Annotated in this window: 17 protein-coding genes and 1 tRNA gene; 11 read left to right on the forward strand and 7 right to left on the reverse strand. The window is 69.0% G+C overall.

Annotation, left to right across the window (positions count from 1 at the left end; all coding sequences use genetic code 11):
• Positions 1–134: 134 nt before the first annotated feature.
• Positions 135–2,081, reverse strand: a complete 1,947-nt coding sequence (locus ACY48E_RS11245) for a hypothetical protein (RefSeq protein ID WP_462872245.1) — start codon at positions 2,079–2,081, stop codon at positions 135–137.
• Between the two features lie 648 nt (positions 2,082–2,729).
• Here ACY48E_RS11245 and ACY48E_RS11250 point away from each other — a divergent pair.
• Positions 2,730–3,623, forward strand: coding sequence for a M23 family metallopeptidase (locus ACY48E_RS11250; protein ID WP_462872278.1), 894 nt, complete (start codon positions 2,730–2,732; stop codon positions 3,621–3,623).
• 20 nt (positions 3,624–3,643) lie between these two features.
• Here the strand turns inward: ACY48E_RS11250 and ACY48E_RS11255 are convergent, their stop codons facing one another.
• A complete protein-coding gene (locus ACY48E_RS11255) occupies positions 3,644–6,139 on the reverse strand; it encodes a UvrD-helicase domain-containing protein (protein WP_462872246.1) in 2,496 nt (831 codons plus the stop codon).
• A 450-nt stretch (positions 6,140–6,589) separates the two neighbouring features.
• Here ACY48E_RS11255 and ACY48E_RS11260 point away from each other — a divergent pair, with 450 nt between their 5' ends.
• The 3 genes from ACY48E_RS11260 to ACY48E_RS11270 all read left to right on the forward strand — a co-directional run bounded on the left by ACY48E_RS11260 (position 6,590) and on the right by ACY48E_RS11270 (position 10,203).
• A complete protein-coding gene (locus ACY48E_RS11260) occupies positions 6,590–6,892 on the forward strand; it encodes a chorismate mutase (protein ID WP_462872247.1) in 303 nt (100 codons plus the stop codon).
• 158 nt (positions 6,893–7,050) lie between these two features.
• The gene (pgi, locus tag ACY48E_RS11265; protein ID WP_462872248.1) at positions 7,051–8,697 is read left to right on the forward strand and encodes a glucose-6-phosphate isomerase; all 1,647 of its coding nucleotides are present in this window, start codon (positions 7,051–7,053) and stop codon (positions 8,695–8,697) included.
• 156 nt (positions 8,698–8,853) lie between these two features.
• Positions 8,854–10,203 carry a hypothetical protein gene (locus ACY48E_RS11270; RefSeq protein WP_462872249.1) on the forward strand — a complete coding sequence of 450 codons (1,350 nt, stop codon included), beginning with the start codon at positions 8,854–8,856 and terminating at the stop codon, positions 10,201–10,203.
• Between the two features lie 14 nt (positions 10,204–10,217).
• Here the strand turns inward: ACY48E_RS11270 and ACY48E_RS11275 are convergent, their stop codons facing one another.
• Positions 10,218–10,970: an SDR family oxidoreductase gene (locus ACY48E_RS11275; RefSeq protein ID WP_462872250.1), complete on the reverse strand. Its 753-nt coding sequence runs from the start codon at positions 10,968–10,970 to the stop codon at positions 10,218–10,220.
• Between the two features lie 9 nt (positions 10,971–10,979).
• On the reverse strand, positions 10,980–11,549 hold the full coding sequence (locus ACY48E_RS11280; RefSeq protein ID WP_462872251.1) for a molybdenum cofactor biosysynthesis protein: 570 nt from the start codon (positions 11,547–11,549) through the stop codon (positions 10,980–10,982).
• A 23-nt stretch (positions 11,550–11,572) separates the two neighbouring features.
• Here ACY48E_RS11280 and ACY48E_RS11285 point away from each other — a divergent pair, with 23 nt between their 5' ends.
• Entirely contained in the window at positions 11,573–13,093 is a 1,521-nt protein-coding gene (locus tag ACY48E_RS11285; RefSeq protein ID WP_462872252.1) for a carboxylesterase/lipase family protein, read from the forward strand.
• Here ACY48E_RS11285 and ACY48E_RS11290 read toward each other — a convergent pair.
• Positions 13,086–13,952, reverse strand: coding sequence for an Fpg/Nei family DNA glycosylase (locus tag ACY48E_RS11290; protein WP_462872253.1), 867 nt, complete (start codon positions 13,950–13,952; stop codon positions 13,086–13,088). The two genes, ACY48E_RS11285 and ACY48E_RS11290, sit on opposite strands and share 8 nt — an antisense overlap.
• A gap of 94 nt (positions 13,953–14,046) precedes the next feature.
• Positions 14,047–14,811, reverse strand: coding sequence for a precorrin-6A synthase (deacetylating) (cobF, locus tag ACY48E_RS11295; RefSeq protein WP_462872254.1), 765 nt, complete (start codon positions 14,809–14,811; stop codon positions 14,047–14,049).
• A 25-nt stretch (positions 14,812–14,836) separates the two neighbouring features.
• Here cobF and ACY48E_RS11300 point away from each other — a divergent pair, with 25 nt between their 5' ends.
• From ACY48E_RS11300 to ACY48E_RS11325, 6 genes are all read left to right on the forward strand, one after another.
• Positions 14,837–15,637: a thymidylate synthase gene (locus tag ACY48E_RS11300; RefSeq protein ID WP_462872255.1), complete on the forward strand. Its 801-nt coding sequence runs from the start codon at positions 14,837–14,839 to the stop codon at positions 15,635–15,637.
• Positions 15,638–15,656: 19 nt separating this feature from the next.
• Complete coding sequence (locus ACY48E_RS11305) at positions 15,657–16,121, forward strand: dihydrofolate reductase (protein ID WP_462872256.1); 465 nt, start codon at positions 15,657–15,659, stop codon at positions 16,119–16,121.
• A gap of 210 nt (positions 16,122–16,331) precedes the next feature.
• Complete coding sequence (locus ACY48E_RS11310; protein ID WP_462872257.1) at positions 16,332–17,567, forward strand: PucR family transcriptional regulator; 1,236 nt, start codon at positions 16,332–16,334, stop codon at positions 17,565–17,567.
• A 155-nt stretch (positions 17,568–17,722) separates the two neighbouring features.
• Positions 17,723–18,421 (forward strand): ABC transporter ATP-binding protein, encoded by a 699-nt coding sequence (locus ACY48E_RS11315; RefSeq protein ID WP_462872258.1) that lies wholly within the window; start codon positions 17,723–17,725, stop codon positions 18,419–18,421.
• Entirely contained in the window at positions 18,421–20,922 is a 2,502-nt protein-coding gene (locus ACY48E_RS11320; RefSeq protein WP_462872259.1) for an FtsX-like permease family protein, read from the forward strand. Before ACY48E_RS11315 ends, ACY48E_RS11320 begins: the two co-directional genes overlap by 1 nt.
• Before the next feature lie 57 nt (positions 20,923–20,979).
• Positions 20,980–21,052 (forward strand) — tRNA-Arg (locus ACY48E_RS11325).
• A 157-nt stretch (positions 21,053–21,209) separates the two neighbouring features.
• On the opposite strand, the gene ACY48E_RS11330 is transcribed toward ACY48E_RS11325, so the two are convergent.
• Positions 21,210–21,963: HNH endonuclease (locus ACY48E_RS11330; RefSeq protein WP_462872260.1), on the reverse strand; the 754-nt coding region annotated here is incomplete at its 5' end.

The following is a 21,963-nucleotide window of genomic DNA, read 5'->3' on the forward strand; positions in this document are numbered from 1 at the left end:
GTCTGCGTTGACGCCCGCTCGAGGTGTGCGAGCGGGTCCGTCATGGGACTGTAGCCACACGCCCGTGACGCCCAAGGGTCCCCCTGGCCTGTTGTGTCTGATGTCACCGGGCGGTGCGAATGCCGACGTGAAAGCTACCCACGAGTACGTCGAGCGCCGATCGCCGCGGCCACGAAAAGGAGCGCGGCGGGCACCGCCGCGATGGCTCCGGGACCCGGCCGAACAGCACTGTGGGCCGTCGCGGTGAGGGGCCACTGCGCGAGATGGAGCAGTACACACAGTGCACAGCCGACCAGCAACCCGACGGCCCGCGCGGGGCGCGCTCGCCGGGCGATCAGTACGGCCACCACGATCGCCACCGCGACGATCACCCGGCCCCACTCGTCCCAGCCGAACGGGTACGACGTCACCGATTCTTCGGGCACACCCCCACCGGCGTGGACCGGCAGCACGAGCGAGACCACAGCCGCGGCCGCGCCCGCGAACGCGAGTGCTCCCGCCCACCGAGGGGGCGGCGCCACGAGGGTCGTATCGACGTCGTCCCGCTCGGCGGCGCCGGCCACGGCCACGGCGATCCCGGCGGCGAGCGCGATCAGTGCCCCGGCGCCGATCACGGCGGCGCCGAGGCCGGGCCGCACACCAGGCAGATCGAGCGCCAACACCAGGGTCTGCAGCACCGACAGCGCCGCCATGATCGGTGCCGCCACGAACGCCCCCACCGCTGGACGCACGGCCGCGCCGAGTTCGGAGAACAACAGCGGAACCGACAGCACAGCGAGAACCACCGCGGCGACGACCACCAGCGTCGACCCGGCGATGGTCGGCTCGCGCGCGCCGTCGGGCACATCGAGCAGGGGAAGGAACGCCCCGACGGCGAGAACCAGTGCCGCCGCGAGTGCGGTGACACCGGCAACGGCGTGACGACGGGTACTGCGGGCGCGAGCCGCTGCGGCGGCCTCGGCCGCGGCGCGTGCCCGGGCGGAACGGGTGGAGCGGGGTGTGCTGTTCGAACGGGAGCGGCCGGTGGAAACTGCGGTGCGCGGGGATTCCTCCTCTCGCCCTGCCCGTCGCCGCGCGAGAGAAGGCGCGAGTGCCCCCACCACCAGCAGCACGAGCGCGCCCACACACGCGAGCACCGAACCCGCGCCCGGCTCGATTCTCTCGCCCGCACCCGTCGCTGCCACCAGCCGCGGTGCCACGATCGCCCCGACGGCGAGCCCACCGCCGATGAGGGCGCCCGATGCCGCCGCCGTCGAGTCCGCGGCGAGCGCCGATGCCACCACCACGATCACCCCGAGCGCGACCAGCGTCGTTCCGAAGGCGAGTGGTCCGGCGGTGGCGAGCACGCCGGGAACCAGGAACACCGGGTCGGTGGAAACGAACGCCGGGGCGTACAGAGCACCCGCGACGGTCACTGCCGCGATCGTCGCCAGGATCGACGGCCACGGACCGAGTCGCGCGCCGGCGGTTCCGTCGCGCGTGTCCGCGGCATCGGATGCCGAAGGTTCGGAGCCCAGCAGACCGGCGCGCGAGACAGCGATCAGACCGGCCACGGCAGCGACCACACTCGCGAGGTGGCCGAGGAGAACGAGCACCGATCCCGGCCCGGGAGCGAGCTCCGCGGCGCTGAGCGGTCGGAACAGTTCGAGGCGGTTGGCGTCGATGGTGGAGGTCAGCAGCCCGATGTCGAGCACCGACGCGCCGACCGCGATGGCCCCCGCAGACGCCACGAGGGCACCGGCCATCGAGTAGCGACCACGCACCAACGCCCATGCCGCGAGGGCGGGCACGGCCAGCGCGAGCACCGCGGCGGTGATCGCCCCGGCGACCGACGGCCCACCCACTCCCCCTGCCGACTGCGCGCCCGGTGCCACCCGGGCGGCCCCGACGACGGGCGCCAGAGCCACCGCCACCGCCGCAACCGCGGCCGACGCGACCGCGATGCGGGAGGACGATCGGGCACCGTCGTCGAGGGCGGGACGCTCCGTGGTCGAGGTCGTGGTGGACGAGTTGGTGGTGGACGAGTTGGTGGTGGACGGGTTCTCGTTGGACGGGTTGGTGGTGGACGAGGCTGCGCTCACAGGTATCGACGTTATCGACCGCCGACACCGACTGTGTCCGCCGACACGGGCACGAGGCAATCGAGTGCGATTTCTGTGTAACCGCTGGTCGATTCCCGGCACCGATGTGATTCATCTCACACGCAGTCGGTGTAACGGCCGACCGCTTGCGGTTGTCGCGACCGTTTCGTTACCGTCGCAGGGCACGTAACGAGAAGGTCACGAAACGGAGGACGGCAGCTCTTGCAGAACTACCGCACCTCCTTCGCAGATTATGCGGACGATCTGGACGCCATCGCGGACAGTCTCTCGTTTCCCCCCGATCCCTCTCGACGTGACCTAACCGACCCGGCGTCAGCCGCCGATCGCGGGGTCTCCGACGCCACCTTCGACGCAGGCTCCCCCTGGGATCGCGCGCACGAGGTGTACGACTACCCGGCGCGCTCCCGCACCGAGTACACAGGGCGCTCCCGCACAGGGCACTCGCGCACCGACCGCACCCGCGGGGCGGAACACGACGCCGGAAGCAGGCACTCCACCTACAACGCGCCGTGGGAGCGCAGCGCCTCCGTCGAACGCGGGGTTCCCACCCGCCGGGCGCGCCGCGCGGACGGATCCGGCACGCGTGCATCGGCCTTCTCGCATCTGGACGTGACCAACCACGAGGTCATCGATACCCCGCCCACTCCCCGCTACCCCGTTCGCACCGAAGACCGCGAAGGCATCGGCTCGGACGCTGCCGTCCCGGTCCGTCGCGGGGGCGCGCATCGACTGCCCGCTCCTCCCGCAGCGCTGCGGGGCCGCGTGGCTGTGATCGCCGTCGCTGCCGGCGCCGTCGTCGCGGCGGGCCAGGCCGCGATGAGCGAAGCTCCCGCCCGCACGGGCACCACCTCGGACGTCGCCCTTGCTGCCGGATCGGCACCGGCAGCCGCGCTGAACGATGCCGCAGGCATCGTCGCGCCCACCACCGTTCCCACCGCTGCCGGGTTGGTACCCACGGCCACCTCCACCGGCGCCCCGGTCGTGACCGCCTCCAGTTCCACCGCCCCGCAGATCGTCAACCCGGCCACCCCGGCCGAGGTGGGCGACTTCAACGAACTGCTGCAGAAGGGCGCCCGCTTCGCCCAGGAGCGCATCCAGGAGGAGTTGGCCAAGCTCCGGCCGCTCTTCGTCCTTCCCGCCACCGGCACGTACACCTCCGGTTTCGGCTCCCGCTGGGGCACGCTGCACGCCGGTGTGGACATTGCGAATGCGATCGGCACGCCCATCTACGCGGTCGCCGACGGCACCGTCATCGATTCCGGCCCCGCCGCCGGCTTCGGTCTGTGGGTGCGCATCCTGCACGCCGACGGCACCATCACCGTGTACGGCCACATCGATTCCAGTGAGGTGTCGGTCGGCCAGAAGGTGATGGCGGGCGACGAGATCGCCAAGATGGGCAACCGCGGTCAGTCGACCGGCCCGCACCTGCATTTCGAGGTCCACCTCGCCGGCGAGGTAAAGATCGATCCGATCCCGTGGTTGGCCTCGCGGGGCATCAGCCTCGGCGTCGAGCGCGACTGAGAGCTCGCACCGACGGCCACCTACAGCTTGGTCATCGGCACCCCGCCGATGAGCATCATCTTCACCCGGCCCGACGTGCCGAAATCGACCAGTACCATGGCGCGCTGACCACTACCTTCGACCTCGACAACCGTGCCGAGCCCGTACTTGTCGTGGTTCACCCGATCCCCCACGGACAGAACCAGGGTGTTGTTGCGTGCGCGCGCCGCTCCGAAACTCGGTGTCGCCGATGAGGTTTCGGTGCGTTGGGTCCAGTCGCGTTCGCCTCCGTAGCCGCTGCGACCGCGGTAGGCGGACCCACCACCGAAGCCACCACCGTACCCACCGCGACCCACCGCGGATGTGCCCGGATCCTCCCGACGCCACTCGATCAACGACTGCGGAATCTCCTGCAGGAAGCGCGATTCCGGATTGTTGATCGGCTGTCCCCACGCCGAACGCATGATCGCGCGGCTGACGTAGAGCCGCCGGCGCGCCCGGGTGATGCCGACGTAGGCCAACCGGCGCTCCTCGGCGAGCTCGACCGGATCACCGAGGGCCCGCATGTGCGGGAACTGCCCGTCCTCCCAGCCGGTGACGAACACGACGGGGAACTCGAGGCCCTTGGCGGTGTGCAGGGTCATCATGGTCACCACGCCGTCACCGGTATCGGGTACCTGATCGGAGTCCGCGACCAGGGACACGCGTTCGAGAAATGCTGCGAGAGAACCCGGGTCGGCTTCCCCATCGGATTCCGCGGCGGTGGCATCGTCGCCCACCTCGCGCTCGGGTGGATCCGCCTCGATCAGAGCGGCAGCGTTGCGCGCGTCGGCGCTGAACTCGTGCCCCACCGACACCAGCTCGTTGAGGTTGTCCAGGCGAGCGCCGTCCTGCGGGTCGGAACTGGCCTCGAGCTCCGCGCGGTACCCGGTGCGATCGAGAACGGCCTCGACGATTTCGCCGATGTCGGCGATCGCGTTGCCGTCGACATCGACCTCGTGGAGATGACCGCGCAATTCGTCGAGCATCTCCACGAACGCGGCGATCATCTTCTGCGACCGGGTGTTCAGCAACGACACGCGGCCTTCGGCGGCATCACGCAGGGCACGGTCGAAGCTCACCCGGTGACGTTCGGCGTGCACGGCCACGCACGCCTCCGCACGATCACCGATTCCGCGGCGGGGGGTGTTGAGGATGCGGCGCAGGCTCACCGTGTCGTCCGGATTGTCGAGTACGCGCAGGTACGCAACCATGTCGCGCACTTCCTTGCGCTCGTAGAACCGCACACCCCCGACCACCTTGTAGGGGATCCCCAACCGAATGAAGACCTCCTCGAAGGCGCGCGAGGAATTGTTGGTGCGGTAGAACACCGCCACGTCGGCGTAGGTGGCGTCACCGTTGTCCACCAGGCGATCGATCTCGCCTGCCACGAACGACGCCTCGTCGTGCTCGTTGTCGGCCACGTACCCCACGATCAGGTCTCCGTCGCCGCTGTCGGTCCACAACTTCTTGTCGCGACGGTTGACGTTGCGAGAGATCACCGAGTTGGCGGCCGTCAGGATGGTCTGGGTGGACCGATAGTTCTGCTCGAGCACGATGGTGCGGGCATCGGGGTAGTCGCGTTCGAACTCCTCGATGTTGCGAATCGTCGCACCCCGGAACGCGTAGATGGACTGGTCTGCATCACCGACCACGCACAGCTCGCTCGGCGGCGCCGTACCCACGATGGTGCCGTCCGATTCACCGGACGTGCCCACGAGTTCACGCACCAACATGTACTGCGCATGGTTGGTGTCCTGATACTCGTCGACGAGCACGTGCCGGAACCGCCGCCGGTAGTACTCGGCGATGTCGGGATGACTGTGCAGTAGCGCTACCGTCTCGCCGATCAGATCGTCGAAGTCGAAGGCATTCGCCGAGCGCAGACGCTCCTGATAGACCCGATACACCGAGGCAACCACCGTCGGAAGTTCCGCCGGATCGGACTCGGCCTCGGTGGCGGCACGATCAGGATCGATCAGCTCGTTCTTGAGAGCGGAGATCGCGGTGGCGAGCAGGCGCGAGGAGTACTTCTTCGGGTCCAGCCCCTGATCCTTGCCGATCATGGTCAGCAGTCGACGCGAATCGTCGGCGTCGTAGATCGAGAAGTTGGAGTTGAGCCCGGGCAGAAGAGCGGATTGTGCACGCAGGATGCGCACGCAGCTCGAGTGGAAGGTCGAGACCCACATCGCCTGCGCGCGTGGCCCGACGAGGGCGGCCACACGCTCGCGCATCTCGGCCGCCGCCTTGTTGGTGAACGTGATGGCCAGGATCTGCCCGGCGGTGGCACGTCGGGTGGCGAGCAGGTACGCGATGCGTCGGGTGAGAACGGCCGTCTTTCCCGAGCCCGCTCCGGCCACGATCAGCAGCGGCGACCCGGAATGGACCACGGCCTCGCGCTGCGGGGGGTTGAGACCGTCGAGCAACTCGTCGGCGGCTGCGGACCCCGGAGCGGAGGAGGTTGGGGTCACGGGCAGGTACGGGGTCTCGAGATTCATCGTTGTCTCAGGGTACCGGCGCACTCCGACACATCCGGCGACCGTGGACACGTCCGGCGACGGACACCTCCGGCGGCTGTCGAACACGACAACCATCCGCAGCGGTGACAGAATCGAAGAACTCGTGTGGCGGGGAAACAACTTCCGCGCCGTCGTGCGATCGAACCTCACGTTCGAAGCCGATGCGAGTAACCTGACCGGACGGTGGAAAAAGCCGCCTCCGCAGGTGTGCGGTTCGGTACTGCCGCACAGAACAAGGACAGGGATTTCGCCTGGTAGACCGTGTTGGTGACCCACCGCGCGATCGGTCTATTTTGTAGTAGAACTGTCGTAGTCTCCGATGCGTCATCGGGGTACACGGAACGGACGAAGCGCTCTGGTCGGCAGAGCAGGCAGATGTAACACATCTTCGATGTCTGTCGACACACGCTTCGACACGAGGAGTAGGACATGACCGCAGCAGTGCATCGAGACCTCGACACCACGACGCCGGCAGACATCCCGGCCACCGAGGCCGAGATCGAACAGCTCCGTAAGGAGATCGACCGTCTCGACGCCGAGATCCTGGCCGCCGTCAAGCGTCGCACCGAGGTTTCGCGCATCATCGGCCGCACTCGCATGGCCTCCGGTGGAGTGCGGCTCGTTCACAGCCGCGAGATGAAGGTTCTGCAGCGCTTCAGCGAACTCGGTCAGGAGGGCCACACCCTCGCGATGCTCCTGCTGCGCCTCGGCCGCGGCCGCCTCGGTCACTGACCTCCCGCAGCAGGCCCCCGGCCCGGCCCGGGAACACTCGAGCAACCGCACACCGTCACCAGCTTCTCTCCAGATTCGGCCCCGTTCGGACATCGATCCGAGCGGGGTCGAACGCGTTGGGCAGAGGTTTGGGCCGCCGGTCACTAAGCTCGGAACCCATGAGTGGCGACATCACCGCAACCCCTGCGTGGCGGGCATTGGCCGAGCACCATCCCACGATCGCCGCTCGCCACCTGCGGCAGTTGTTCGCCGACGATCCCTCCCGGGGTACCGACCTCACCGTCACGGTGGGTGATCTCTACATCGACTACAGCAAGCACCGTCTCGACCGCACAACGCTCGCGCTCCTGATCGACCTGGCCCGCGCAGCCGACGTCCCCGGCAGAAGGGACGCGATGTTCGCAGGTGAGCGCATCAACACCTCCGAGAACCGTGCGGTGTTGCACACCGCGCTGCGGCTACCTCGCGAATCGTCCCTGGTGGTCGACGGGCAGAACGTGGTGGCCGACGTTCACGACGTGCTCGACCGCATGGGTCGGTTCACCGATCGACTGCGCTCCGGCGACTGGCTCGGGGCCACCGGGCAGCGCATCACCACCGTGGTCAACATCGGCATCGGTGGATCCGATCTGGGTCCCGCGATGGTGTACCGCGCGCTGCGGCACTACGCCGATGCAGGGATCAGCGCGCGCTTCGTCTCCAACGTCGACCCGGCCGACCTGGTGAGCGTGCTCGCCGAACTCGACCCCGCCACCACCCTGTTCATCGTGGCGTCGAAGACGTTCGGCACTCTCGAGACGCTCACCAACGCCACGGCGGCGCGCAGCTGGCTGACCGCCGCCCTCGGCGAGGAGTCCGTCGCACAGCATTTCGTGGCCGTCTCCACCGCCGCGGAGAAGGTGGCCGCCTTCGGTATCGACACCTCCAACATGTTCGGGTTCTGGGACTGGGTGGGCGGCCGGTACTCGGTGGACTCGGCGATCGGGTTGTCGGTGATGGCAGCGGTCGGCAAGGAACGATTCGCCGAGTTCCTGAGCGGATTCCACACCGTCGACCAGCACTTTCGCACCGCACCGCTCGAGAAGAACGCGCCGGTACTGCTGGGGATGATCGGGCTCTGGTACTCGAGCTTCTTCGGCGCCCAGTCGCGCGCGGTCCTGCCGTACTCGCACGATCTGGCCCGGTTCGCCGCGTATCTGCAGCAGCTGACCATGGAATCGAACGGCAAGTCGGTGCGCGCGGACGGCACCGCCGTCACCACCGACACCGGCGAGATCTTCTGGGGTGAGCCGGGCACCAACGGGCAGCACGCGTTCTACCAGTTGCTGCACCAGGGCACGCGCCTGGTCCCCGCCGACTTCATCGGCTTCGCCGAACCCACCGACGATCTCCCGACGGCCGACGGCAGCGGCAGTATGCACGATCTGCTGATGAGCAACTTCTTCGCTCAGACCAGGGTGCTCGCGTTCGGACGGACCGCCGACGAGATCGCCGCGGACGCAACACCGGCCGCGGTGATCCCACACAAGGTGATGCCCGGCAACCGTCCGACCACGTCGATCCTCGCGCCCACCCTCACCCCCGCGGTGGTGGGACAGCTGATCGCTCTCTACGAGCATCAGGTGTTCGTCGAGGGGGTGGTGTTCGGAATCGACTCGTTCGATCAGTGGGGTGTGGAATTGGGCAAGACCCAGGCATCGGAGCTCACCCCCGTGCTGACCGGGGACACCCCCCGGTCCGCGTCGATCGACCCCTCGACCGACGCCCTCGTCGATCACTATCGGAGCCTGCGTGGCCGGGCATGAAGGGAGCCCGTGCGCCGCTGCCGGGTCGGGGGTCTGACAGTGGAGCACGGGCTCGATGATGTAGTCGTTCCCCGCCCCGAACGCGTTACATGCCCGTGAGAAATTCTTCGCCGGGGTGCCCGAGCGGGCTGCCGGCCGCCGAGTAAGTTCGAGTTCATGAGCCGGCTGACGGTGGTGGACGAGATGTTCCTGCGCACACACCGGGCCCATGGCACACCGATCCTCCTGCAGGGTCTGTGGTTCACCGAGCGCCCGATCGCCCCGGCGACCATCGATCGCCTGCACAGCGGACTGGCCGCCGGCTCCATTGCTCGACAGGTCGTGGCCTCACGCATTCCGGGCGCGCGTCGCCGCTGGGTTCGCCAACCTCGCGCCCTTCCCATCGACGTGCACCTGAACCCCCTCGCTCCGCACGAGGTGGTGCCCTGGGCGGATCAGCGCGGCCAGGCCGGTGTCGACGGGTTCGGTGGGCTCGACCCGCAGTACGGGCCGGGGTGGGCGCTGTCGGTGGCTCCGTGCGTGGGCGGCGGATCGGCGATGTCGGTGGTGTGCTCGCACTCGACCGCCGACGCCCAGTCCTTGATGCGCGCCGTCGACGCAGCGCTGCGCGGGTTCGCCCCCACCGACCCGACGCCCTCCGCTCACCTGGCCGAACCCGACCGCAGCGACCTCGCCGACGCGCTGTACATGCTCTCCACCGTGGGTGGCCGCACCCTGCGCGCAGTCGGCTCGCTCGTTCGTCGACCTGCCCGCCGCCGCGAGATGATCGAGTTCCTCCGCACCAACGGTCGTGCCAAGCGGGCCGCCGAGAGTGCATCGCGTGCGGCGCGCGATTCCCGGTGGACCACCCGTTCGGTGATCCTGAGCTTCGACGCGGACAGCTGGGACACCGCTGCCGCCCGCGACGGCGGCACCTCGAACGCCCTGTTCCTCGCCGTCGTCGCCGATGCCGTTCGACGACTCTCGGCACGCGAGGACGTCGTGGTCAGCGTCCCGGTGGATCTGCGCCGCCGCAACGCCGCCGTCGAGGCTCGCACGGGCGGCAACAACGTGGCGATGTCGGAGGTGTCGATCGGGGTCGACGACTCACTGGCAGACATCCGGCGGTCCGCCAAGTCCGCCTACACCCAACCCATGGGCGCACCCGCCGGGTTCCCCGACGAGATGCTGCAGCTGGTCACCGATCGGATGGCGCAGCGGCTGGCTCCGACACCGGGGCAACGCGACGCCCTCTGTTCGAACATCGGGCCGCTGCCGGAGTCGGTTCTGCACGTGACCGACGGCGGACGCGTGCGGGTGGCCGCGCGGGCCATCCATCCGGGACTGACCCCGCCCATGGTGGCGGCGATGCGCACCACCGTCAGCGCCTACTTCTCCCGCGCGGGTGGTCAGTACACGCTCGCCGTGGTCGAGACGGACCCGTTCCGACCCGACACCCCCACTGCCGGCGAGGCCCTCGTCGCCGCCGCTCGGCGCTACGGCCTCACCGCGAACATCTGGGGCTGACCGGCTCCGAGCCGCTAGACGATCCTGCGGACGATCGAGAACGGCGAGAAGCGCAGCACTCGGTCGATCGCCGCCCACTTCGGTCCCGGTACGGGCGCGCGTCGACGCTCCTTCTCGATCGCAGCCACCATCGAACGCACCCCGGCGCCCAGTGGTGCGGCCCGGCCCGCGGACGTCGAATCCATTGCGCTGAGCTCGGTTTCGATGAAGCCCGGCAGGATCGTGGTGACCTCGATCGGTGAGCCCGCGAACTCGATGGCCAGCGACTCCCCCAGCGAGGTCAGTCCCGCCTTCGACGCCGCGTATGCCGCCCGGGTGCCGGGGAGCCCGCGGACGGACGCGATGGACGAGATCAGCACCAGGTGCCCGGCCTGTCGAGGTCGGAAGTACTCGAGCGCGGCCTCGATCTGGGACAGCGCACCCACCAGGTTGGTCCGCACGGTGGCGAGGTTGGCGTCGGCTCGCCCGGTGCCGATCCGCGCGCCCTTGCCCACCCCGGCGTTGACGATGACGCGATCGAGCCCGCCCAGGCGCTCGGCGAGATCGGCGAACACCGGTCCCACGGCGTCATGATCGGTGACATCGAGTGCGGCCACCTCCACCGCGATCCCCGGCGAGCGCGTCAGCAGCTCCACCTTCAGAGCCTCGAGCTGGTCGAGCCGCCGCGCACACAGAGCGAGGTCGCGCCCCTTCGCGGCGAACTGGCGTGCCATCTCGGCGCCGAGCCCGGAACTGGCACCCGTGATCAGGATCTTCTGTCGAGTCATGCGGTGACCCTAGCGACCGGAACCTCGATCACCGAGCGGCTGAGCCCGCACGACCGACCGCCCGGCGCGATCGGCATCGAGTTCGACGGGACTTTCCACACGAGCGGGCCCGAGGCGTAGGACGCCCGAGTCCAGCGGCCGTGCCCGCAATCCCCCGCGACCCACCAGCGCCTTCCGCGCTCCCTGGCGCACCATCGTGTCCATCCACGCGCAGGGGTGGGCCGGGCGCGCACCGAGAAACCGGATTGGCCCGTCGCCGCAGTCGACGGTGAACTCGCGGGCCCGCAACGGATCGAGTTCCATCCCCCGCACCACGATGTTGCGGCGTGCGAGGGCCGGGTCCGTACCGCCACCGGTGGCCTCGTCCCACGCCTCGATGGCCAGGAACGTCACGGCGGCGTCGGTGTGGGCGCGGACGCCGAAGAAGCGATCGCCGACGATCCCCTTGCCGCCGACCACGGCAACCTCGGCGGGCAGGTCGGTGGCGGTGTCGGCGGGACCGTCCTTCGACCGGCCGAAGTAGGCGTGGGTGGGCGAGCGCAGCAACTGCACGATCTCGATCTCGTATCGATGCGTCACGGCGTCGATGCTACTTTCGGCCAATGAGCACCCAGTGGCGCAGCACGCAGGTTTCGACGGCGGAGGGGCGCGTCCGCGGAACGTCGCGAGGCGACGTCGTGACGTGGCGCGGGATACCGTACGCGGCGCCGCCCGTGGGGCCCCTGCGCCTGCGCGCACCGCAGCCGGTCACCCCGTGGACGGGTGTACTAGAGGCCAAGGAGTGGGGTAACGCGTCGTCGCAGACACGGATCGGAACCGCGACCGGGGTGAACCACTACCAGCCGATCAGCGAGGACTGCCTGACCCTCAACGTCGTCGCACCCGCGGAGAACACCGACAAGTTGCTACCGGTGATGGTGTTCGTCCACGGGGGCGGTTTCGTGCTCGGCACCTCCGCCACCCCGCTCTACGACGGCTCGTCGATCGCTCGCCGCGGGAACGTGGTGTTCGTATCGCTCAACTACCGCCTGGGCACCCTCGGCTTCTTCGATCTGACCCGGTTCTCCACCGACGCCAGACCGATCGATTCCAATGTGGGTCTGCGAGATCAGGTGGCCGCTCTCGAATGGGTGCAGCGCAACATCGCCGGCTTCGGTGGTGACCCCGACAACGTGACCGTGTTCGGCGAGTCCGCCGGGGCGACGTCGGTGGCGACCCTGTTGGCGGTGCCCTCTGCGGCCGGGCTGTTCCACCGCGCGATCGCCCAGAGCACCGCGGGCATGTGGCTGGACAAGCGGCACGCCGACGAGTGGGCCCTCGAACTGGTGGAACTGCTGGGTATCGACCCCGACAATGCTGCCGTCGAGCTGGAGAAGGCCGAGACCAAACCTCTGGGCAAGTACGGCAACATCCTCGCCAAGACCGTCGCCGAGCGGACGCCGGGCCTGCTGCCCTTCGGGCCGATCATCGACGGCACCTTCCTGCCCGAGCACCCGATCACCGCCCTGGCGGCGGGGCGAGGGCACCGGGTGCCGCTGATCATCGGCACGAACAGCCGCGAGGGCACCCTCTTCTCGAAGATCCTCGACGCGCTGCCCACCAACCCGACCCGTATTCGCACGATGTTCGAGCTCACCGATCCCGATGCGCACGATCGGATCACCGCCGCCTACCCCGGCTACCCCGCCCCCGCCGCCGCGATCGATCTCGGTGGGGACCAGACGTTCTGGAAGCCGAGTGTGGATCTGATGGATGCGCACTCGCAGTGGGCGCCCACGTTCGCCTACCGCTTCGATTTCGCCCCGCGGGCCTTCACGATGACCGGGTTGGGGGCCACCCACGCAACCGAACTCCTCGCGGTGTTCGGTGTGTACGACACGAAGTTCGGCCGGGTACTGACCGCCTCCGGCGGCAAGCAGGCCGCACAGCGCGTCACCGACGAGGTCCAGACCCACTGGATCACGTTCGCGCGGTACGGATCTCCCGGATCGAACTGGCCGAGCTTCGACCGGCAGACGCGGGCCACCCGCATCATCGACAGCCAGTCGCGGGTGGAGTACGACCCGAACGGCGCGCTGCGCGAGCTGTGGAGCACCTACGACGGGTACGCCACCGCTACTTGACCAACCGCGACAGGCGCCGGTCGGCCAGGATCTTCCCGCCGGTCTGGCAGCCGGGGCAGTACTGGAACGAACGATCCGCGTAGGCCACCTCGCGCACCGTCTCGCCGCACACCGGGCAGGGCAGACCGGCTCGTGCGTGAACCTTGGTGCCCGAACGCTTCTCGGCCTTCAGGCGGGCGGCGTCCTGACCCACCGAGCGAGTCACCGCGTCGGTGAGCACGTCTCGGACGGCCGTGTGCAGGCGCAGCATGGTCGCGTCGTCGAGGGTGCGCGTGTTGGCGAACGGCGAGATGCGCGCGGCGTGCAGGATCTCGTCGGAGTAGGCGTTGCCGATCCCGGCGAGCAGCGACTGGTTCACGATCGCGGTCTTCACCCGAGAACTGCTCCCGCGCATGATCTCGGCGAACTGCTCGTAGGACACCTCGAGTGCGTCGGGTCCCAACCGAGCCACCCCCGGTATCTCCTGCGGATCACGCACCACCCACACGGCCAGGCGCTTGGTGGTGCCGGCCTCGGTGAGATCCACTGCCGGCGTGGTGCCCTCGGGAGTGAACAGGTGGATGCGCAGCGCCAGCGGGCCCTTCCCCGGCCTGGGTGGGGTGGCCGACGGACGGTCGATCCACCGCAGCCATCCCCCGCGCGAGAGGTGGGTGACCAACCAGACCCCGCCCGCGGAGACCGCCAGATGCTTGCCGTAGCGGGCGACGTCGGTGATGTCCTTGCCCTGCAGAGCGGTGATCGGCGGGTCGACGGTCTTGAGAACGCTCAGCGCCGCGACGTCGATGCGCCCGATCACCGCCCCGACGGCATGTACCCGCAGGAAATCGGTGAGTGCCTGCACCTCGGGCAGTTCGGGCATCGCACACCTCGTGAGTCGTTGACAGTGCAGGCCCACGGTAGCCGGAGAGTGTGCGTCGCGGCAGATCTGTGGTGAGCGCCCGCGCCCCTCCCGCCTAGGGCTCGTGCCGGCTGACCGGGCGGCGGAGGAGATAGGTGTCCATCACCCACCCCACTCGCTGGCGCACCGCGGCGCGTTCGCCGACGATGCGATAGGTCACCTCGTCCACCCGACCGGCCACCGTCACCGCGTCGGCCGTGCCGAGGTTGGCGCCCCAGTGGATCGTCCAGTCGGGCAGGGCGGTGAAGGAGCAGTCCGCGTCGAGCATCACCACGGCGGTGTCCACCTCGGCGGGCAGACCGCGTTCACGCAGTGCGCGGCCGGTGGTGATGTGCACCGATCCGCCGATGGTGTTGAGCACCATCCTGTGCTCGGCGGCCAGCGCCGAGATGCTGGTGATCCCCGCGATCACGTCGACCTCCGGGGGCGAGGTGAGTTCGGCAGCGGCCTGCGCGATCACGCGCAGGGTGCTGTCGTAGAGGGACGGGTCGCCCCAGACGAGGATCGCGCCGACGCAGTCCGCGGGCTCGGCGGCGATGGCGTCGGCGACGGCCAGGGCGCGCGCACGGTGCCAGTCGTCCACTGCCCGCCCGTAGTCGGCGGGAGTGCGATCGCGCGGCGGGTCGGCGATCTCGACGACGCGGTGTGGGCGCCGAACGTGCCGACGCAGGATCTCGGTTCGCAGCGCAACCAGCGAGCCGGTGGCCGCGCCCTTGTCGATGACGAGGAAGGTGTCGACGGTGTTCATCACGTTCACGGCCTGCACGGTCACGTGATCGGGGTCGCCCGCGCCGATACCGATCAGATGCAGCCGCCTCATGGCCACGAGCGTAAACTCGCCGACCGTGACCGTCCCCACCCCCTACGAGGATCTTCTCGCGCACGTCCTCGCGCACGGGACGGCGAAATCCGACCGTACGGGCACGGGCACCACCTCGATCTTCGGTCACCAGATGCGGTTCGACCTCGCGGCGGGTTTCCCGCTCGTGACCACCAAGCGGGTGCATCTGAAGTCGATCGTGCACGAGTTGCTGTGGTTCCTGGCCGGCAGCTCCAACGTGCGGTACCTGCAGGAGAACGGGGTGCGGATCTGGGACGAGTGGGCCGACGAGCGCGGTGAACTGGGCCCGGTGTACGGAGTGCAGTGGCGATCGTGGCCCACGCCGACCGGTGAGCACATCGACCAGATCTCCGCGGTGCTCGAGACCCTGCGCTCGGATCCGGACTCCCGGCGGATGATCGTCTCCGCCTGGAACGTCGCCGACATCCCGTCGATGGCGCTCGCTCCCTGCCACGCGTTCTTCCAGTTCTACGTCGCCGACGGGCGGCTGAGCTGCCAGCTCTATCAGCGCAGCGCCGACCTGTTCCTGGGGGTGCCGTTCAACATCGCGAGCTACGCGCTGCTCACCCACATGGTGGCCGCGCAGACGGGGCTCGACGTGGGCGACTTCGTCTGGACCGGCGGCGACTGCCACATCTACGACAATCACCGCGAGCAGGTCACCGAACAACTGTCACGTCAGCCGTATCCGTACCCGACGCTCGAGCTCGCGCCACGCGAGTCGATCTTCGAGTACACCGCCGACGACGTCGTCGTCACGAACTATCGCCACCACCCGACCATCTCGGCTCCCGTTGCCGTCTGAGCGACCGCCCGGGGTGGGCATGGTGTGGGCCCAGACCCTCGACGGGGTGATCGGCCGCGACAATGCGATGCCGTGGTCGATTCCGGAGGACCTCGTCCATTTCCGACGGGTGACGGGCTCGGCTCGAGTGGTGATGGGCCGGCGCACGTGGGAGTCGTTGCCGGCACGTTTCCGGCCGCTGCCCGGTCGGGAGAACGTGGTGCTGAGTCGGGCTGCGGACTTCGACGCCCCCGGTGCGACGGTCACCACTTCACTCAGCGAAGCCGTGGGCCCCGGACACTGCTGGGTGATCGGCGGTGGGCTGCTCTATCGCGACGCCATGCCGTTGGCGTCGGTGCTCGAGGTCACCGAGATCGACGCCGCCCTCGATGGTGATACCTACGCACCACAGATTCCCGGGGACTTCGTGGCCGAGGTCGGAGAATGGCTGGTCAGCGCGGTGTCGGGAATGCGGTTCCGACACGTTCGTCACGTGCGCAGATAGCCCTGCGGGCGGACCCGATTAGGTAACGATCACATAGTTTCGCGAAAAACTTGCCCTCCTGGTTCCCCATTGGCCTCCATTTGGCCCTAGAATCCTGTCTTACGCCCGGTTTCACGCCCGTAAATCAGTCACCGAGACCAAACCGAAGGGTTCGGTAGACGGTCGGCGGTGCTGTCCCGGTCGGTATGGACATGATGAAAGGGAAAACCTGTGAGCGTTCACAGCACAACCTCCGCCGGCCTCATGGTTGCGGGTGGGCCTGCGTCCGCCCCTCTGCGCGATGTGGACACCGTCGCCAAGAAGCTGGTGGGCCACTTCGCCGCCAACACCCCGTGCCACACCCTGCCGGGCGAGCAGCTGCGCGGGGACGTCACCGACTTCACCACGCGATGCATCTCGCTGGCGGTGCGGCTGCTGGACGAACGCCGCAACCCCCTCGACTCCGAGGTGGCCGAGCTGGGCACCAAGGCCGCGCAGTGGGCGCGGGAAGGTGTCCCGCTCCAGGCTGTGCTTAGCGTGTACCACGAGGGCATCCAGATGGGGTGGGACCTGGTGGCCGAGCGCGCCGGTAACGGCGACGTGAGCGACGTCATCGAGGCCGCGAAGTCGTTCGTGACCCTCGCCGAGATGGTCTCCACCGCGGCCGCCAGCAGCTATGTCGAGGAGTTGCAGGTGGTCGCCAGCGAGCACCACACCGCTGCACACACCCTCGTCACCGCGCTTCTCAGCGGCCACAACGCTCGCGCGATGGCACGCCAGTCCGGCATCGAACTCGCCGAGTCGTACCTGGTGGTCGCACTGTCGATCCCCCCGCACCCCGACGAGTCCAACCCCAAGCTCGCCCACACCGTCGCCGCGCGTCGCAAGCTCCGCCGTGTGCAGGCCGAGCTGGCCACCATCTGCGGGCGCTCCCCTCTCTCGCTGCTGAGCACCGAGGGTGGCACCGTGCTGATCCCCGGCGAACGTGACGACGAGTGGGTGCGCACCCTGCGTGAGCGCATTGCCGCCGCCGCCGAGGTGGAGGTCACCATGACCGCCGAGCAGACGGCCACCGCCGACATCCCCACCGCGGCGGACCAGGTGCACGAGTTGCTCACCCTCGCCGGTCAGCTGCGTCGCCCGCCGGGTCTGTACCGCATGAACGACCTGGTTCTCGAATACCAGCTCACCCGGCCCGGCCCGGGTCGCAAGTACCTCACCAACGTGCTCGCACCCCTGGACAACTCCCCCGAGCTGCTCGAGACCCTCGAGATCCACATCTCGCACGACCTCAACCGGCAACGTTCGGCGCGCCAGCTGCAGCTGCACACCAACACCGTCGACTACCGCCTCAAGCGCATCGCGCACCTCACCGGTTTCGACCCCACTCGCCCGTCGGGTATCCGTCACCTGCAGGCGGCGCTCGTTGCCCGTCGCCTCGAGTCCTCGGCCGCCGGGGCAGCCTGAGACTTCGCTCTCACAACACCGGGTGGAGTCCACGCACACCTGGTCTCGTCGGTCCCGATGCTGTTCAGTGGTGACAGGGTTCGGGGTGACAGGGTTCGGGGTGACAGGGTTCGGGGTCACAGGGTTCGGATCGAGGCTGCGAGGAGAATGAACGCGTGGGTGAACTGCATCTCGAACTGTCGAACGTGGTCAAGGAGTATCGAACGGGCGAGAGTGTGGTGCGGGCCCTCGATCGGGTGAACCTGACCATCTCCGGTGGCCAGTTCGTCACCCTCGTGGCCCCCTCCGGTGCGGGAAAATCGACGTTGCTGCACATGATCGGGGCACTCGACACCCCCGATTCCGGCTCGATCACCTTCGACGGCACCGACATCACCACTTTCGACGACGACACCGCTTCGGACTTCCGACGCCACCGGGTGGGCTTCGTCTTCCAGTTCTTCAACCTGCTGCCCACGATGTCGGCGTGGGAGAACGTCGCCGTCCCACGCCTGCTCGACGGGGTGCCCATCACCAAGGCGAAGGCAGACGCGGTGGCCCTGCTCGAGCAGGTGGGCCTCGGGCATCGGATCGACCATCGCCCGAACCAGCTCTCCGGCGGGCAGATTCAACGCGTGGCCATCGCCCGCTCACTGATCATGGATCCGGCGCTGCTGATTGCCGACGAGCCCACCGGCAACCTCGACTCCGCGACCTCGCGCACCGTGCTGGACCTGCTCGCGGAGGTTGCCCACAGCGGCGATCGGCGGCGCGCGGTGGTCATGGCCACGCACGACTCCGACGCTGCTGCTGTCAGCGACCGCGTCATCTCGATGATCGACGGACGCATCGACACCGATCGCCTCGTCGCTTGATGCGCGCAGGCGGGCGCTCCATCGCCACGGCGCTGAGCCGACTACGTGTGATCGGACTGCGGGACCTGCGCGGACACTGGATGCGCACCGTGGTCTCCACCGGTGTCGTGGCCGTCGCAGCGGCGCTGTTGGTGGCCGTTCTCGGCACGTACGGCTCGCTGAGTTCCTCGGCGGAGAAGCTGGCCGGCACCATCGCCGGAAACGCCGACATCGAGATCACCGGGGTGACCGACGACGGGTTCGATCAGTCGATCCTCGACTCGGTGCGCACCACCTCCGGGGTCTCCGCCGCCGTCCCGCTGCTGCGCTCGAACGTCAGCGGGCCCACCGGGCGGATGCAGGTGATCGGTGCGGACATCTCCATCAGCTCGCTCGAGTCGGACCTACGCGCCTCCATCACCTCCGCCGCGCGCGCCCTCGCGCAGCCCAACACTGTTCTGGCCGGACCGAATTCGGGACTGTCCGTCGGTCAGCGAGCCAGGATCGGTGCCGCCGACGTCACGGTGGTCGCCATGGTGGACAGTCCGTCGGCCGGGCGCATCGCCGCAGGTCGGTTCGTCATCGCGCCGCTGCCGCTGGCACAGACCATCACCGCACGGCCGGGGTCGATCGACTCGATCTTCGTAGTGGACGAGTCCGGCACGGACCTGGCGACGGTGCGCAGCGCACTCGAGAGCACCGTGGCCGGGAAGGTGGCGGTCAACAACGCCGACTTCCGCGTGGTGCGCGCCGACGAGGGCCTGAGCCTGACCCGCAACGCCACGCTCATGGTGTCGCTGATCTCGTTCGTCGTGGCGGCGTTCCTGGTCTTCAACGTCACCGCCATGACCATCGCCAAACGCCGCCCCACCCTCGCTCTGCTGCGTTCACTCGGCGGCCGCCGGGCGCCACTGCTGTTCGACCTTCTGCTCGAGTCCGCGGTGATCGGGCTGATCGGCGGCGCCATCGGAGCGCCGCTGGGCGTGCTGATGGGACGCCTGGCCATCGGCAGCCTGCCGACGTTCCTGCTCGGGGAGTTCGACGCACGGATCGAGTACGAGCTGCCCACCGTCGCCATCCCGGTGGCGGTGGTGATGTGTGTGGGCGCGTGCATCGGGGCGTCCGCCGTCGCCGCCGTCCAGGTGTACCGCATCTCCCCCATCGAGGCGCTCTCGGCGGCCGGCGGGGAGACCGAGGCGATGCCGGGCAAACCCCTGGTGATCGCGTCGAGCCTGTTCGCGGTGGTGATGGTGGTGGGCTCGGTGGTGATGGCGTCGACCATCGACGGCCAGGTCACCCTGGTGGCGGGCGCGCTGTTCATGTTCGGCGCCGTGGGTGCGTGCGTGGCGGCCACGGCGGGGATCGTGCGCGTCGTCTCCGCCGTGCCCAGTCGGTGGGGTGGAGCGGGGCGGTTGGCCACCGCCACACTCGAGCGCGCCCCTCGGCGAATCTGGGCGACGGTGATGACCATCATGGTTGCCGTCGCCACCAGCCTCGGTGTGTCCGGGGCGCTCGGTGACCTCACACGTTCGGCCACAGCTTCGCTGTCCTCCCTGGCGGATTCCGACGTCTACCTCGCCCTGACCCCCCGTACGCAGGCGCCGTCGGGCGACATCATCGATCCCGCCGTCATCGACGCGGTCGCGGCCGTGCCGGGGGTGACGCGGGTGGTGCAGGGTCAGTGGGCCTCTGCCTCCATCGACGGGCAGACGGTGTCCATCCAGGCCGTCGCCGCCGGGTCCAACGCCGTCTCCCTCGCCGCGCTGAGCCCGTCGGAGAAGGCGAGCGTGGTGGCCGGGGAGGGCATCGCCATCTCCAAGGGCTTGGGCCGCACCCTGGGGTTGGGGGTGGGTGACACCCTGGTGCTCTCGACTCCCTCGGGCAAGAAGCCGATCCGGGTGCTGGCCGTGGTGGACTACCTCAACTCCGCGGGCGGAACTATGGCCATCTCGCTGGCCCTGTTCCAGGACTGGTTCCAACGTCCGGGGGCGACGTTCGTGGAGATCACCTACGACGGCCCGCGCGTCGCCGGTCGCGACGCCGTCAAAGCCGTTGTGCCACCCGAGTATTACGCCTACACCGGCGACGAGGCGCTCGACGGCGCGGCATCGTCGATCGTGCAGGCCGGCGCGCTGGCCGTGGCGCTGCAGTGGATCGTGGCGTTCGTGGCAGCGGTGTCGCTGCTGAACACCCTCATGCTCTCGGTTCTCGAACGCCGACGCGAACTCGGGGTCCTGCGCGCGATGGGCGGCACCCGCAGAACCCTGGCCCGGATGGTGCTGTGCGAAGCCGTGGCCGTCGGCGTGATCGGCGGTGCGCTGGGCCTGGTGGTCGGTGGCGGGCTGCAGTTCGTGGCCACCCTGATCCTCGGCGCGTCCACCGGAATCCCGATCGGGTTCTCCCTGCAGCCGCAGGTGCTGATCTTCGCGGTGGTGGCGGTGGCGCTGAGCCTGATCGGCTCGGTACCCCCCGCCATCCACGCGGCGCGCATGACCATCGTCGACGCCATCGCCGCGGACTGACGTTCCGGCCCGCGGGGGCGGTGGCCTAGACTCGCCGCGTGGCCTCCACCAGGCCCGGCCCTCGTAGCTCAGGGGATAGAGCAACCCTCTCCTAAAGGGTAGGTCGCAGGTTCGAATCCTGCCGAGGGCACACTGCACCGTTCTGAATCTGGTGGGTACGGGAACCGACAACGGTCCGACGGGCATCCGGGATTCAACCGACAACCACCGCCCAGTTACTTCAAACCCGCCGCTTACTTCAGGCCCGCCGCACCAGTGGCCTGAGCACGCACTGACCGTCACCGACGTCACCTTCTGGTGGGGGTGGGCAGTGCTGGTGCGGTGGAGGTGTAGGCCGTGCCGGGGGTGACGATGCGGTAGGTGTGTCGGCCGGTGTCGGAGCTGACCACTGTGCTGGTCAGTGGTTCGGAGTCCTTGATGAGGTTGCAGCGGGCGCAGAGGCCGGCGCCGTTGGTGAGGCTGGTGTGGCCGCCGCGGGCGTGTCGGTCTATGTGGTCGTGGTGGGCGATCGGTGCCCCGCAGTAGGGGGTGCGGCAGCGTCCGCCGTCGCGGATGTCGATCATCGTCGCCAACGCGGCGGGGAAGGTCCGCGATCGGGACCGCATCGCGGTGAGGGCGCCGGTGTCCGGGCAGGCGTAGACGGTGCGCAGCGCCGCCGCCCCCGCCGTGGTCACCGCGGTACACGCTGCGTCGCGTTCGACGGTGAGCTCACGCACCCGGTTCTGCAGGTCGAGGATGCGGCCCACCAGATCACCGACCAACTCACCGACATCGCCACCGACACCGACATCAGCGCCGGCATCAGCGCCGGAGTCGGCGGCAGGGTTCGTCTGTCGCGGTGGTACGGGTGGTGGTGGTGCGGGTCGTGGTGGTCGTGGGTGGGGCCCGAGCACGTCGGCGAGTTGTGCGTGGCGTTCGGCGGCACCGTAATCGGCGGCGACGGGCACCGGTGGGTCACCGTCGCGCACCGACCCCGGTCGCACCGACGACAGTGAACCCTGGCCCTGGCCCTGGCCCTGGCCCTGGCCCTGGCCCTGGATA

Source organism: Rhodococcus sp. AZ1, from assembly GCF_054979605.1.